The sequence below is a fragment of the Methylobacterium mesophilicum genome (assembly GCF_036441335.1).
GTDB classification, from domain to species: domain Bacteria; phylum Pseudomonadota; class Alphaproteobacteria; order Rhizobiales; family Beijerinckiaceae; genus Methylobacterium; species Methylobacterium mesophilicum_B.
This window is the reverse complement of sequence record NZ_MLBW01000026.1, coordinates 185,511-199,095: the sequence shown is the minus strand read 5'-3', so window position 1 is coordinate 199,095 and position 13,585 is coordinate 185,511. Positions and strand designations below refer to the sequence as shown.

The following is a 13,585-nucleotide window of genomic DNA, read 5'->3' as shown; positions in this document are numbered from 1 at the left end:
GCGCGCAGCCTCGCCCTGCAGCTCGCCGGAGGTCCGGTGCGAGCTGCGAGCCATGCCGACGGCCTGGCCCGCCCCAGGGCGGGATCTAACCACCACTTCGGGGACCGTCCGGCGAGTCGCCCTATGGCCGGACCTGGAGAGCCGCGGTCCGGGCCGGACTCGCGGGAACCGGCAGTTCTGCCGAGCCTCAGCCGCCGTGCGGCGCATGCCCCCGGCGGGAGCGTCTCATCTGCGGCGCTGGATCTCGTTCTGCAGCGAGACACCAGCATTGCCTTTACCGCCGAAGGTGACCCCGTTCGACGTGACAACCAGGCGGAAGGTGCCTTTCCCAGTCGGATTGGCTCGGCTGTCGTTCTGGCCGACGACCGTGCCGGTGTAGGCGATCGCGCCCGGCGCGAAGCGCACGTTGCGCGGCGAACTTCCCACGGTGTTGTCGGCCCGGCCGACTGGCAGCCACCGGTCGCCCTCCTTTCTGAACACGATGGCCATCTGGTCCATGCCGTTCCCGGTCGCATCATATTGATAAACGACGAACGCCACCGCCATCTCGGACATGCTGTCGGGCTTGCCGTAGAAGACCTTCGTGCCTTGGTTGAGCGCGGCAATGCTGCACCGCCCCTCTCCCGACGGCTTGTAACACGGGATCCCGGTCCCTCGCATGTAAGCGGCGATCGCCTGACCGGCGGGGCCCGACGGAGCCGCGATCGCCGGAGCGGTCGATACGGCCGCGAGGAAAGTCACGACGAACGATGTTCTGACCATTTTCGCTCACGACAACTCGCACGAACACATTCGCAACATCACAGAGATCGGCAATCCGATACAGCACGACGTGAAGTCAGCGTAATCATCCCCTTAAGACACGCCCATTGTGCTTCCGACGTCCTCGTGCTGCCGGACGCGCATGCTGCGGCGAACATCAACCCTTCCTGAAACATGATTCGATCGAGCGCACGACCGGTGCAATTTTATCGGACGGATACATTCAACATGCGCGAAGACGGGACATCCTGTTTGCATGAAGCGCAGCGCAGCCTTTCTCCTCGGCACATGTGGCCTCACAGCCAGCGCGAGTGCCGCGGAGTTGACGCTCGCGGTGGCCACGCGGACGCCGGCCGCGACGGTGAGAAGCTCATCGGGACTTGGAACGCGTGACGCACGCGCGACTGGCGAATTCACTGCGGCGTCGAAGCGGGAGCACTGCGGCGGCTTCTTCACGGCCGCCGCGGATATCGAAGCCTGCGTCGCAGATTGGGATGCGACCCTTCCGAAGGTGGTCGCAGCCAGCGCCGACTGCTCTGCAGGTGTTGTATTCTTCGCCGGCGGCGGACGTTACGAGTATATCGGCGTCTGGCCGGACACCACTGACGGCAAGCCCATCACGAAATGGCGGTCGGAGGACAGACGGGTCGTCGAATTGGGGATGGCGAGCGAAGCCTACCCGCTCGATCAGAACTGGAGAACCCTCTGCCCCGGCGCGGCGCCGCAGACCGTCAGGCCCATTCCGCCAACAGTCCAGCCCGGCGCCGCGGCCGCGATGCGGCGCCCGCCACCGATCGCACCCGGGGAAGTCAGCGGAAGACCCTGGATGCACAACGGCAGCGAAGTTGTTCAGGTCGACGATACGCTCATCTACAATCGCCCGAAAGCGTCGATCCGCTCGGCGGTTCAGCCCGGCACTGTGCTGTTCAAAGGCAATCTTTCACCCGGCCGAGTTCGAGGAATCGCTTTCGCCTTCAAGGATGGTTGCCCACCTGCGCCGTATCCGGTGAACGGGCACTTCTCTGACCACCTGTACACCCTGACCCTCCGGGGGGCGGGTCCCGTTCGTCGAGGATGTGACGTTGTCGGTTACTCCGCGAGCAGTCCGCACGCGGTCCTGAGATTCTCCTACGTCCTCGACGATTAGCCAACGTTCAGTGCTCGCTGCATAGACAGTCGCCGCGCTGAAACAGGGAGCCGTGCTGCTTCGGAACTCGGCGCCGCATGCTCATGACCGGTGGGGTGGGAGCTCTTGCTGGCGATCAGAGGCTCGGCAAGCCCCTCCGGAACGTCCGTGAAGGGTGGACATTGGCCCGACCGCTTTTGGGATGAGGCATGTCGGTCGCTGCCATCGTAGGGCGATGGCCGGCAGCTTTCGGGGCGCTCAGGATCCTCTGTCCCATACGCTCAGAAGCGGCCCCGGCGGCGCCAACGGACCCGAGATTCGTCAAACGCCTCGCCGACCGGCCTGGAATGCCACGGCCCTTTTCAGACCGGAGCGGACGACGAGGGCGTGCCCGGGCCTGATGAGCGCGAGATAGGCACGGCCGAGCTGGTTGCGGCAGCGCACGACCGTGGTGGCGACGAGCTCCTCCTGTCCGTCCGGCCGTCGGCTGAGAAGAAGCGACAGGCGAAAATCGAGATGGCGGTCGTCCTCGCCCAGGACGATCTCTCGCTCGGACCGTGAGCGTACTGGGAAGAAGTCGACCCGGTCCCGGCTGTCGGCCTTCAGGCGGGCCCTGATCTCCCCCGACGTCTGAACGCCGAAGAGGCCCACCGCCGCGTCACGCAGCGCCATGGCTGCCGTGACCCAGGGGGGCGGGTCTGAGAGTGCGGCTTGAGCCAGCCTGGACAGGTCATGCGGTCCGGGCCCGGGCAGCGTCACCGCGAAGGCATCGACGAGATCTGCGCCAGGATACCAAGAGGCCACCGCGCAATCGGCCGGCGGCGTCATGGTTCGGATCTGGGACGATCGCTCAGCCATGCTCACAGCTCCGGATTCCGGCTTCGAGGCGGCAGAGTCTATACCCGCCGCTTGCTGGAAGAGGGCTCTCATCCCAGAGTTGCCAGGCGTGACTCGAGGCCCTTCGCGGGCTGAACAACGCCCAAAGCACGGTCCGCTTTCGGGAAGCGCGCCTTTGCAGGCGTGCGACGAGTCTGGGCCGGAAGCGGGAGAACCGCGCGCCGTGGCTTTCGGCCGGTCCGCTTCGGGGAGGCAAACCTGCCGGAGCGGACAGACCGAAACCAACCTGGCGAGGCTAGATCTGGCGCATCCCGCCATCGACGCAGAGTTCGGCCCCCGCGACGAAGCTGGCCTCGTCGCTCAGGAGGAACAGGGTGGCCGCAGCCACTTCCTCCGGGCGCGCCATGCGTCCGAGCGGGATCGGCGCGATCAGCGCGGCCCGCCCCGCCTCCGGCACGCTCGCCATCATGGCGGTGTCGGTCGGGCCCGGGGCGACCACGTTCACGCGGATGCCCTGTGGGGCCAGTTCCGCCGTCCAGGTGCGCGCGTAGGAACGCAGGGCCGCTTTCGTGGCGGCGTAGGTTCCGTAGGGCGTCACCCCCATGACGTCGGCGATCGAGCCGACCAGCACGACTGCCCCGCCCCGCCCCATCGCGCCGAGCGCCGCCTGCAACCCGAAGACAGCCCCACGGACGTTGACCGCGAAGTGCCGGTCGAAATGCTCCGGCGTCCCGTCGCGCAGGGTCGCCGGTTCCGAGAGGCCCGCGTTGAGGACCAGCGCGTCGATCCGGCCATGCGTCTCCCGCACCGTGGCGACGACGCGGTGCAGATCCGCCTGTCGGGCTGCATCGGCCACGAGACCCCGCGCACCGCGGCCGATCCGCGCGGCGGCTGCCTCGACCTCGTCGGCGCGCCGTCCGGTGAGGATGACCGACGCGCCCTCGATCGCCAGCCGCTCGGCGACCGCGAGGCCGATGCCCTTCGCCCCGCCGACCACGAGGGCAACCTTGTCCACCATGCGAGCCATCAGCGCATCCCTCCATCCGCGATGGCTCAGCAGATACAGATCGTATATCTGCTATCAAGAACGCACCTAGAGTAGCCTAGATATGGCCGACGATACCGATCTCGAGGCCGCGGCCGCGTGCGCGCTCGCCAACATGGCGCGGGTCCGCCCGGTGCTGGACAAGATCGCCGACAAGTGGACGATCCTGATCCTCACGGTGCTCTGCCCGCGGCCGTCACGGTTCAACGCCATCAAGCGGCGGCTGGATGGCATCACGCACAAGGCGCTGGCGGACGCGCTGAAGCGGCTGGAGCGCAACGGACTGGTGACCCGGACGGTGCTGCCGACCGCCCCCATCGGCGTCGAGTATGCGATCACCCCGCTCGGCCATTCGCTGCGCCAGCCCTTCGAGGCGCTCTGCGCGTGGGCCCTGGACCATGGTGCAGAGATCGAGGCGGCCAACCAGGACCACGACAGCAGCAAGACGAGGCCGTGAGCGCGCGGCCGCTTTCGACCCGTCAGATGCTGAACCGCTGTGTCCCACGCCCGTGGACCCAGCGCATGAGGTCCATCCGTCGGATTTGGACCACCAGCGGGATGCCGTTCGTCCCGTCGAGGGCAGTGCGGCGACGTTCCTCGGCCGTTCCGACGACGCGCGATGAGCGACCGCTCTCCGCGTTGGGCCGAACCGCGAACCTGTCGGAATGCAGGCTGATCCATCGCGCCGCTGCGTAGCCCTCCCAGCGGCAGGCCGGAGGTTCGAGCCCTACCGGGGTCGCCTCGCCGTCCCGCGTGGCCCTGGCGTCCGGCCCCCCGCCTACGGCACGGCCGGCGAGGCGGGTGGCGCCGCCGCCTCCCGCCGGTCCGACAGGCTCCGCTTCCAGCGCGCGCGCAGGACGGCGGGCCGGAGGCCGTGCCGCTCCTCCAGGAACTCCGCCTCCGTGATCCGGTCCGTGCGGAAGTGCCGGAATTCCCCGCGCAGCTCGCACCAGCCCGCCACCATCCGGGCCTGATCGAAGAACCCGACGATCACCGGCCAGATGACGCGCTGGCTCGGATCCCCGCGGACGTCGCGGTAGCGGATGCGGATCTTGCGGCCCTCGCGGATCCAGGCCCGCGCGCGGGCGACGTCGATCCCGTCCGCGGCCTGCGCGAAGGCCGAGGGCGTGCCGATCGACGGATCGGCGATGAACGGGCGCAGGCGCTCGGGCACCACGGCGGTGATCTTGGCGATGAGGTCGCGCGCCGCCTTGGCCAGGACCGGCTCGCCCCGGCCCGCGACCCACTGCGCGCCGAGGACGGCCGCCTCGATCTCGTCGGGCGTCAGCATCAGCGGCGGCATGTCGAACGCCGCGCCGAGCACGTAGCCGAGCCCGGCCTCGCCCTGGATCGGCACGCGCTGGCCGACGAGGTCGGCGACGTCGCGGTAGACCGTGCGGACCGAGACCTCCAGCTCCCGTGCGATCGCGGCGGCCGTCACCGGGCGCGGCGAGCGGCGCAGGATCTGGATGATCTGAAACAGCCTGTCCGCGCGCCGCATCCACCGCCTCCTGCTGACAGGATGCTGTCAGCAGGGCGTCCCTACAAGTCCTCCCGCCACGGCCCTCCCGCGCGCCGTGCCGACAGGAACCGCGCCATGATCACCCTGTACCACGCCCCGCAATCGCGCTCCTCGCGCATCGTCTGGCTCTTGGAGGAGATGGGGGTGCCCTACACCATCGCGCCGGTCTCGATCTTCCGGCCGATGACGGGCGAAGGCGTGCCGGACGCCGCCAACCCGCATCCCGACAAGCGCGTCCCGGCGATCCTGCACGCGGGCGGTCTGGTCACCGAGTCCCAGGCCATCGTGCTCTACCTGGCGGAGACGTTCCCCGAAGCCGGGCTGGCGCCGGCGGCGGGCGCCCCCGAGCGCGGCGCGTACCTGACGTGGCTGGCCTGGTACGTCGCCGAGTTCGAGCCCGCGCTGTTCGCCGGCCTGACGGGTGAGCTCGCGGGATCGCCGCAGAAGCGCCGGAACCACGCGGCGGTGGTCGACCGCCTGGAAACCGCCCTGGCGCGCGGTCCCTACGTGATGGGCGCGCGGTTCTCCGGCGCCGACATCCTGATCGGCAGCGCCCTGGGCTTCGGCCGCGCGGCCTTCCCGGCGAGCGCGGCCCTCGATGCCTATCTGGACCGCTGCCGGTCCCGCCCGGCCGCCCTGCGCGCCGCGGCGAAGGACGGCGCGGCGGGGCCGCAAGCCGCCTAGCGCCGACGGCGCGCCGCTCCCGCGTTCCGGGTGGTCGGGAACGGCCCGGGCGCGGCGGATCCGAGCGGCTCCGGCGACCGCAGGTGTTCCGGGACACGCCGGGGCCGAAAGCTTGAGCATACATCGGGATCACACCGCGAACAGGGTCGCAGCCCGGTCGCGAACCCGATGGAGACGACCATGACCTGGACCAACCGCATCGCCCTGGCCGCGACCCTGATCGCCGGCGCCGTCGCCCTGATGACCTACGCGCAGGCCCTCAGCCTGCCGGCGCATTTCGCGTGAGCGAGACGGGCCCTGCGGCCGTCTCGCTCACCGTGGCAGCCTGAACCGGCGCCGAACGGTTCCGCGGTGCAGCGTGACTCTTCGCACCGCACGCGCGGGGCCGATCCGGCATCGTCATTGCAGACGAACCGACCGGGTCCGGCTGAGGACCCGCCGCTTGATGAAAGGAGTGCACGACATGGTCCTGAAGGGCTTCTCCTACGCGATGATCGGCGCCTTCCTGGGCGGCCTCGCGATGACGGTGACCGGCTCGGCCGGGGTGCTGATGGGCTTCTGAGCCGCGCGGTGCGCCGGCTCGGGTCCGCCCGAGCGCCGGACCGCCCGAACGGACGACGTGAGCGGCGGGGCGGGAGCCCCGCCGTTCTCGTGTGCGGGGATCGGACAGCGCGGCGGAGCCGCCGGCCCCGACCGCCCCGCCTCGGTCAGGCCGCCTCGGTCAGGCCGCCTCCTTGCGGGTGACGACGAGCGCCCAGATCGTCGCCGGGATCCATCCGATGATCGTCAGGTGGAGGATGATGCAGAGGATGCCCTGGAGCACCTTTCCGCGCAGGAACATGGCGAGCCACGGCGCGAGAAAGCAGATGAGGATCATGATCATGGGGCGACGGGTCTCCGCGTTCGTGACCGAACACGGATCGCGGCGGCTGGTTCCGGACGGTCGAGCTTCCGCCGCGGCCACGCCTAGGCGCCGGACCGCGCGTTCAGGTATGCCCTGAGACGCGAGGCCCGGCCGGAGCCGTCGATGCACTCGATCCCGCCGCCGGTGTTGAGCGTGTGGAGGCAGCTGCCGGGCCAGGCCGGGCCGGGCTCGATCCGGCCGAGGATGGTCTGGGCGAAGCCCTCCGGGTCGAGCCGGTCGATGCGCGCCAGCGACAGGGCGCGGCCGTAGCCGTGGGCGCAATCCTGGACCGGCCGGATCAGGGTCCCGTCGCGCGCGACGATCCGGCCCGCGGGCCGGGCGAAGGACGGGTCGACCAGCACGGGGTTGGCCGGATGCGGCGCGTACGGCCCGCGGAAGTCCGGCGCGGACCAGAGATACAGCGCGTCGTGGTGGCAGCCCGAGCCGGGCGGGGCGCCGACGGGCGCGTCCCGGACGGTGGCGAACATCCACCAGCGACCGCCGTGCTCGAGGAGCGTCGCGTCGCTGGCGACCACGCCGGAGAGGAGCGTCGCCTCCTTCACCCAGCCACCCGGATAGCGGGTCGCCCGGTAGAGATCGACCGTGCCGGCCGCGGAACTCTCCGGCACCATCCAGACGGAGCCGGCGCGCGCGAACACGAACGGGTAGGAGAGGTGGTGCGGCTCCTCCAGAACCGGGACGGGCGGCCCCTCGGGCCCGGCCGGACCGAAGCGGACCGCCGAGATGATCGCCTTGCCGGTCGCGTGCGGAAACTCCTCCACGAAGACGTGGGTCGTCCCGTCGACCGCGAGGGGGAACGGGTCGGCGTAGAAGCGCCGCCCGTCGTCGGGCAGCACCTGCCAGCCCTCCGCGGGATGGCGGCCCAGCGCGACGAGGTCCGGCCCGCGGAGGGTCCGCCACCCGGTGCGCCAGTGCGGGGCGTGGTAGCACAGCCTGTACAGGCGGCCGACGAGGCCCCGGGCGACGAGCCGCGCCGGCCGGGACGCCGGGATCCGCGCCTGTCTGGCGGGCGCGGCCGCGGCAGCTCGCGCGCCGCATCGCCGCGCGCGCGGGCGACCCCTCCGACGCCACCGCCGCCGTCCTGGCCGCTCAAGTCGCGCGGGGTAGCGGTCCCCTCGCGTGGCATCGCCTCGCGGCCGACCGACCGCTGCAGGCCCTGCGCGCGGATATCCTGTCCCTCTGCGAGCGCCGCGGAGCGACCGGAATGGCGGCGCCGGCGGTCAGGCCGGAGCCGATCCGCCGGGCACCGGCCGACTGACTGGCCGGACGACCAGTGCTTCCTCGTCGGCCGGAACGACGCGGGCGGCGATCGCGGATCCCGCCCGGCTGGTCGGCGCACGGCCGGCGGCGTTGCGGCCCTGGTCGAGGGCGACGCCCGCCCAGCAGGCCGGATTCCGCCTCCAGGAGGTGCGCCACGGCGTCCGGATCAAGGTCGCGCGCGCGGATGCGATGGCGTACCAGCCCGGGATCGACCGCGCCGGGCTGAAACGTCACGGCAACGCTTCCCGGGGCCGCTTCCCCGAGGCCGCTACCCCGAGGCCGCTTGCCGAGGCCGCCATGCCCCTCGATCCCATCGCCCTGGTCGCCGCCGCGGCGTTCGCAGGCGGCCGGGCGGGCATCCATGCCTGCGCCGCCACGCCGACGCCGTCGTGCTCGTGCGCGCCGCTCTGGCGTACGGTCTGGCCGCCGCAATCGGATGGCTGCTCGCCGGGCGGAGCGGCCCGCTCGGGTCGTCCGATCCCGGCCTGGGCGCTCGTCGCGGCGGCGGGCCTCTGACCGCGGCGCGCGGCTCCGCAGTTGCCCTTAAGGACTTTCCCTTAAGGCTTCGACCGGAATGTCTCGGTCTTCCGCCCGCTGCCAATCTCCTCTCCACCGAACCAGGTGAGGAGCGCAGCGATGAGCACCGAGTTCACGGCACGGACGGCACCGCAGGTGCCGGCAGCCCATTCCGCTCTCGTCCCGGACATCGACGGGAGCACCCTCTTCGCGGGCTGTCCCGACATCGTCGGGACTCCGTACTCCTACGCCCGCGAGGAGGAGATCTACGGAGAGGGCGAGGCGGCCGAGTTCGTCTACAAGGTCCTCGGCGGCGCGGTGCGCACCCACAAGGTCCTGAGCGACGGACGCCGCCAGATCACGGGCTTCCATCTCCCCGGCGACCTGTTCGGGCTCGGGCAGGGCGAAACCAATCGCCACACCGCCGAGGCTCTCACCGGAACCAGGGTGCTGATCTTCAAGCGGCGGCAGGTCGAGCGCGCCGCGACCGACCGGGCCGAGGTCGCCTGCCAGCTCTGGAACATGGCCACGAGCGACCTGCGACACGCTCAGGACCTGACGCTCCTGCTCGGACGGCGCTCGGCCCAGGAGCGGGTCGCCGCCTTCCTGCTGGAGGTCGATGACCGCCTCGGCTCCGCCGGCACCTTCATGCTGCCGATGACCCGCCGCGACATCGCCGACTACCTCGGGCTGACCATTGAGACCATATCGCGCACGCTCTCGCAGCTGGAGGAAGACGGGGCTTTGCGGCGCAATGGCGGCCGACAGGTCAGCCTGCATCGGACCCGGCTCCGCCGTCTCGTCGAGGATTGAGACAGACGTCGCCAGAGACGCCGGCCGGTACACGCGCCGCTCCGCGAAGTTGCGCCAGTCTCCCGCCGCGCCGGGCCGCGACAGCCGCGTCCCGCCTCGCCGGTCAATGGGCGAGAAAGAGCGGGACGCTGCTTCGAGCCAGGAGCGAACGGGTCACGCCGCCGAGGCACCACTCGTGCAAACGCGAGTGCCGATAGGCGCCCATGACCAGCATGTCCGCACGGAACAGGCCGACCCGGGTCCTGAGCGTTTCCGCGACGTCGCCGACGACCGGAAGGACGCTCACCGACACGGCGACTCCGTGGCGCGCGAGGTGCGGGGCGAAGTCGGCGCCGGCCGCCGAGGTCGGCAAGTCCGTCTCGCCGACGACGGACACGATCTCGACCGCCTCGGCTGCGCGCAGGAACGGCAGCGCGTCGTTCGCGGCCCGCGCGGCCTGGGCGCTGCCGTCCCAGGCGACGACGATGCGACCGGTGCCGAACGCCGAGCGCGCGGCCGGGACCACGATGAGCGGACGACCGCTCTCGATCATGAGCCCGTCGATCAGGGCGCGGTCGAGATCGATCTCCCGCGTCTCCGCGTCCAGGACGGTCAGGTCGGCGAGCCGGGACCGGGCCGTGATCCGCGCGATGAGATCCGGGTAGGCGAGCGCGGGAACCTCGGTCGTGCAGATCACGCCCGCCGCGGCGGCGTCGCGGGCGACGCGTTCGGCAAGGACCCGCGCGCGGACGCGCGAGCGCCAGTTCCCGTCCGCGACCAGGCTCCGGACGAAGCCGAGTCCCACCCCGCCGGCCATGGTCAGACGGCGGGCGGCGGACTGCACGGTCAGATGAGCGCCCGCCGTCGCGGCGAGCGTGAGGCCGTAGGCGAGGCCTGCCTCGGGCTCGTCGCCGCGGCCCTCCTCGGTGACGGCGACCAGGATATCGCGGAAGGCGGCGAGGGGCGACGGGACGGACATGGCATTTCCAGAGTGCCGTTCACCCGAGTGTCGCCGGACTCGGCCCGACCGCCTTGATCCAGCGCAACGTCACACCGTCGGGTGCGCGCCTGGGACCGCGCCGGGACCGATCACGGCTTCCTGAGGCGGGACAGCGAGCGCTCGAGCGCCCGCGCCGCCGCTTCGAGGCGCGGCTTCATCGCCGGGACGTCCTCGCTGAGGAGGGCGAGACCGAGGGGCAGCATCCAGAGGCCGAGGACCGGCAGGAACGACAGCAGGCCGCCCGCCATCAGGGCGAGCGCCGCGGCCAAGCGCACCGGACGTCGTGAAGGCTTCCTCAGCCACGCGATCGCATCGCGGATGCGCGCGGGGAGACGGCCGGTCAGCCGCTCGACCCGTTCATCCCAATCCACCGCCGTCGGATCCATCGCCGTCCTGCTTCAGAGGAGAGGCCCGCAGGGACGCGCGCATCATCCGTGCACTGAACCCACGGACCTCAGACAGGAACGCGCGTCCCGCCGCGTCCGCCGGACGGCTTCCGCGAGCACAGTTCCGAACTGGACGACGAGAAGAGGTGCGAGGCTCGCCGAGAGGACGAGCATCCAGCTGTTCCGATCGAGGGGGACGAGGCCGAGCACGGCGCCGACGGGTGGAAGGTGGGCCGGCCCGACGAGCAGCGCCGCGCAGATGAGCAGGGCTGCCCAGACCCAGGGATTGCGCGTGACCTCGTTTCGGACGGGGCTCGTTCCGGGCGCCCGCATGTTGAAGATCTGCCAGAGTTGCGCGAAGGCGAGCGTCAGGAACGCGACCGTCACGACCGACGCGCGGTCGAGCGCCAGCCAGAGCTCGGCGATAGCCAGACTCCCGAAGGTCGCCGCAGTCATCATGGTCGCGTCCAGGGTGATCCGCAGCCACTGCGCGCGCCCGAGGATCGGCTCCTCCGGGTCGCGCGGGGGACGCCGGAGAATGTCGTCCTGCCCTTCCCCCATGGCCAACGCGAAGGCCGGCAGGACGTCGGTCACGACGTTCAGGTAGAGGATCTGCAGCGGCAGGATCGGCAGCGGCAGCGTCGACACGACCGCGAGCCCGACGACCATCACCTCGCTCAGGTTGCAGGCCAGGAGGTACGCCACGAACCGGCGGATATTGTCGAAGATGATCCGTCCCTCGCGGATCGCTCCGACGATGGTCGGAAAGGCGTCGTCGAGGAGGACCATTGCGGCGGCCTCGCGCGCCACATCGGTCCCCCGCCGGCCCATCGCGATGCCGATGTCGGCCTGCTTCAAGGCCGGGGCATCGTTGACACCATCGCCCGTCATGGCGACGATCTCGCCGTTCGCCTGGAACGCTCGGACAAGCGCCAGCTTCTCGGCCGGGCTCACGCGGGCGAAGACGGCGACATCGCTCAACCCGTCGGGCAGGTCGATCCCGGGGACGCCCTCCGCCACGCGATCCTCCGGGCCGACGAGGCCGACGGCGAGGGCGACGCTTCGGGCGGTCACGGCATGGTCGCCCGTGACCATGACCGCGCGGATGCCCGCCGCGCGGCAGGCCGCGACGGCCTCCGGCACGTCCTGGCGGGCGGGGTCCTCCAGACCGATCAGGCCGAGGAATGTGAGCTGCTGGAAGGGCGGGACACTCGGGTCGCCGACCACCCTCTCGGCACAGGCGATGATGCGCAGGCCCCGCGCGCCGAGATCGGCCGCCCGGCGCGCCCATCTCTCCCGGGCGGCGGCGTCGAGCGGACGGTCGCGCGCGCCATCGCTGGTGCGCCACGAGGCGGCGAGCACCGCCTCCGGCGCGCCCTTGATCGCCACCACCTGGCACGGCCCGGCCGCGTGAACCGTGGCCATCATGCGCGTCGTCGCCTCGAAGGCGTACGTCCGCACGCGCGGTCGATCGTGGAGGATGGCCGCCCGATCCAGCCCGACGGAGCGGCCCGCCCGCAGCAGCGCCTGTTCCATCGGATCGCCGCTGCCGAGCCCGGGCTCGGAGCCGAGCGAGGCGTCGTTGCACAGGACCGCGACGCGCAGCAGCCGTTCGACCTCGCGCGGGCGATCCGACCCGCCCGCGAGCCCATCCAGGATGCCGGAGGGCAGCGCCAGCTGCCGCACCGTCATCCGGTTCTCGGTCAGCGTGCCGGTCTTGTCGGTCAGGATGACCGTCGTGGCGCCGAGTGTCTCGACGGCCGACAGGCGCTCGATCAGCGCGTTCCTCCGCGCCATCCGCCACATGCCGCGCGCGAGCGCCAGCGTGGCGACGATGGGCAGGCCTTCCGGGATGGCCGCGACCGCCAGAGCGATGCTCGCCGCGATCATGAGCCGGACATCCTTGCCGGTCGCGAGTCCGAGGCCGGCGAGCGCGGTCACGATGCCCAGGACGACCCAGACGATCTGGCGGGACAGGCGCTCCAGCCGGCGCTCCAGAGGTGAGCTGTCGGGAGCGGCCTGCTCCGCGAGCCGGGCGATGCCGCCGAGCTCGGTTCCCGCGGCGGTCGCGACGACGACGCCGATGCCACTGCCGCGGGTCACCAGGGTGCCCCGGAACAGCATCGACGAGCGTTCGGCCAAGCGGGTCTGGTCGGCGTTCGGGGCTGTCGATTTGTCGACCGGGACGGATTCACCCGTGAGCGCGGACTCGTCCGCGCTCAGGTTCGACGCCTCGACCAGACGAAGGTCGGCCGGGACCGCATCACCGCCCTCGAGCAGCACGATGTCGCCCGGAACGAGATCTTCGGCGGGCAGAACGCGGGTATGCCCGCCGCGACGCACGCGCGCCGCGTGGGTCCCCAGCGCCCGCAGGCCCTCGACGGACCGGGCCGCCTTGAGCTCTGTGAAGAAGCCGAGCGCCGTGTTGACGATCAGGACCGCGATGACCGCCGCGGCCTCCCGCCACTCTCCGAAGTAGAGGGAGAGCCCGCCGGCCGCCGCGAGGAGGTAGACGACGGGGCTCGCGAGCTGGTGCAGGAAGAGCACGAGCGCGCTGGCCGGAGCCCTCGCGGCGATCGCGTTGGGTCCGCTCTGCGCGCGCCGTCGCGCGGCCTCCGCGTCGGCCAAGCCCGCCTCGAGGGAAGTCTGGAAGTGCGCGAGGACCGCCGCGACCGGCAGGGCGTGGGCGGATCGCGCCGTCGCGTGCAGGGGAGTGGCCATGACCTGCGG

13 protein-coding genes and 1 pseudogene are annotated in these 13,585 nt (G+C 71.3%); 5 read left to right on the top strand and 9 right to left on the bottom strand.

Features of this window, described 5'->3' with window-relative positions; translation table 11 throughout:
• Nucleotides 1–225: 225 nt before the first annotated feature.
• A complete protein-coding gene (locus MMR14E_RS17015) occupies nt 226–762 on the bottom strand; it encodes a hypothetical protein (RefSeq protein WP_331315865.1) in 537 nt (178 codons plus the stop codon).
• A gap of 256 nt (nt 763–1,018) precedes the next feature.
• On the opposite strand from MMR14E_RS17015, the gene MMR14E_RS17010 reads away from it, so the two are divergent.
• Nucleotides 1,019–1,909 carry a hypothetical protein gene (locus MMR14E_RS17010; protein WP_331315864.1) on the top strand — a complete coding sequence of 297 codons (891 nt, stop codon included), beginning with the start codon at nt 1,019–1,021 and terminating at the stop codon, nt 1,907–1,909.
• A 300-nt stretch (nt 1,910–2,209) separates the two neighbouring features.
• Here MMR14E_RS17010 and MMR14E_RS17005 read toward each other — a convergent pair whose 3' ends face one another.
• Both MMR14E_RS17005 and MMR14E_RS17000 read right to left on the bottom strand, forming a co-directional pair.
• The gene (locus MMR14E_RS17005; protein ID WP_331315863.1) at nt 2,210–2,746 is read right to left on the bottom strand and encodes a DUF2867 domain-containing protein; all 537 of its coding nucleotides are present in this window, start codon (nt 2,744–2,746) and stop codon (nt 2,210–2,212) included.
• A gap of 274 nt (nt 2,747–3,020) precedes the next feature.
• The gene (locus MMR14E_RS17000; RefSeq protein WP_331315862.1) at nt 3,021–3,752 is read right to left on the bottom strand and encodes an SDR family NAD(P)-dependent oxidoreductase; all 732 of its coding nucleotides are present in this window, start codon (nt 3,750–3,752) and stop codon (nt 3,021–3,023) included.
• Between the two features lie 82 nt (nt 3,753–3,834).
• Between MMR14E_RS17000 and MMR14E_RS16995 the strand changes: the two genes are divergently transcribed.
• Complete coding sequence (locus MMR14E_RS16995) at nt 3,835–4,227, top strand: helix-turn-helix domain-containing protein (protein ID WP_331315861.1); 393 nt, start codon at nt 3,835–3,837, stop codon at nt 4,225–4,227.
• Nucleotides 4,228–4,548: 321 nt separating this feature from the next.
• On the opposite strand, the gene MMR14E_RS16990 is transcribed toward MMR14E_RS16995, so the two are convergent.
• The gene (locus tag MMR14E_RS16990; RefSeq protein WP_331315860.1) at nt 4,549–5,271 is read right to left on the bottom strand and encodes a YafY family protein; all 723 of its coding nucleotides are present in this window, start codon (nt 5,269–5,271) and stop codon (nt 4,549–4,551) included.
• 96 nt (nt 5,272–5,367) lie between these two features.
• On the opposite strand from MMR14E_RS16990, the gene MMR14E_RS16985 reads away from it, so the two are divergent.
• Nucleotides 5,368–5,976, top strand: coding sequence for a glutathione S-transferase family protein (locus MMR14E_RS16985; RefSeq protein ID WP_331315859.1), 609 nt, complete (start codon nt 5,368–5,370; stop codon nt 5,974–5,976).
• A 721-nt stretch (nt 5,977–6,697) separates the two neighbouring features.
• Here the strand turns inward: MMR14E_RS16985 and MMR14E_RS16980 are convergent.
• Both MMR14E_RS16980 and MMR14E_RS16975 read right to left on the bottom strand, forming a co-directional pair.
• Nucleotides 6,698–6,859 (bottom strand): YqaE/Pmp3 family membrane protein, encoded by a 162-nt coding sequence (locus MMR14E_RS16980; protein ID WP_331315858.1) that lies wholly within the window; start codon nt 6,857–6,859, stop codon nt 6,698–6,700.
• An 83-nt stretch (nt 6,860–6,942) separates the two neighbouring features.
• Nucleotides 6,943–7,899, bottom strand: a pseudogene (locus MMR14E_RS16975) (glucosamine inositolphosphorylceramide transferase family protein); the annotation flags it as partial.
• Between the two features lie 451 nt (nt 7,900–8,350).
• Between MMR14E_RS16975 and MMR14E_RS16970 the strand changes: the two are divergent.
• Both MMR14E_RS16970 and MMR14E_RS16965 read left to right on the top strand, forming a co-directional pair.
• Nucleotides 8,351–8,677: a hypothetical protein gene (locus MMR14E_RS16970; RefSeq protein ID WP_331315857.1), complete on the top strand. Its 327-nt coding sequence runs from the start codon at nt 8,351–8,353 to the stop codon at nt 8,675–8,677.
• A 120-nt stretch (nt 8,678–8,797) separates the two neighbouring features.
• On the top strand, nt 8,798–9,490 hold the full coding sequence (locus tag MMR14E_RS16965) for a helix-turn-helix domain-containing protein (RefSeq protein WP_331315856.1): 693 nt from the start codon (nt 8,798–8,800) through the stop codon (nt 9,488–9,490).
• Between the two features lie 103 nt (nt 9,491–9,593).
• Here the strand turns inward: MMR14E_RS16965 and MMR14E_RS16960 are convergent, their stop codons facing one another.
• From MMR14E_RS16960 to MMR14E_RS16950, 3 genes are all read right to left on the bottom strand, one after another.
• On the bottom strand, nt 9,594–10,448 hold the full coding sequence (locus MMR14E_RS16960; protein WP_331315855.1) for a universal stress protein: 855 nt from the start codon (nt 10,446–10,448) through the stop codon (nt 9,594–9,596).
• A gap of 110 nt (nt 10,449–10,558) precedes the next feature.
• Nucleotides 10,559–10,855 carry a hypothetical protein gene (locus tag MMR14E_RS16955; protein ID WP_331315854.1) on the bottom strand — a complete coding sequence of 99 codons (297 nt, stop codon included), beginning with the start codon at nt 10,853–10,855 and terminating at the stop codon, nt 10,559–10,561.
• A gap of 42 nt (nt 10,856–10,897) precedes the next feature.
• Nucleotides 10,898–13,576 (bottom strand): cation-transporting P-type ATPase, encoded by a 2,679-nt coding sequence (locus MMR14E_RS16950; RefSeq protein WP_331315852.1) that lies wholly within the window; start codon nt 13,574–13,576, stop codon nt 10,898–10,900.
• Between the last annotated feature and the right edge of the window lie 9 nt (nt 13,577–13,585).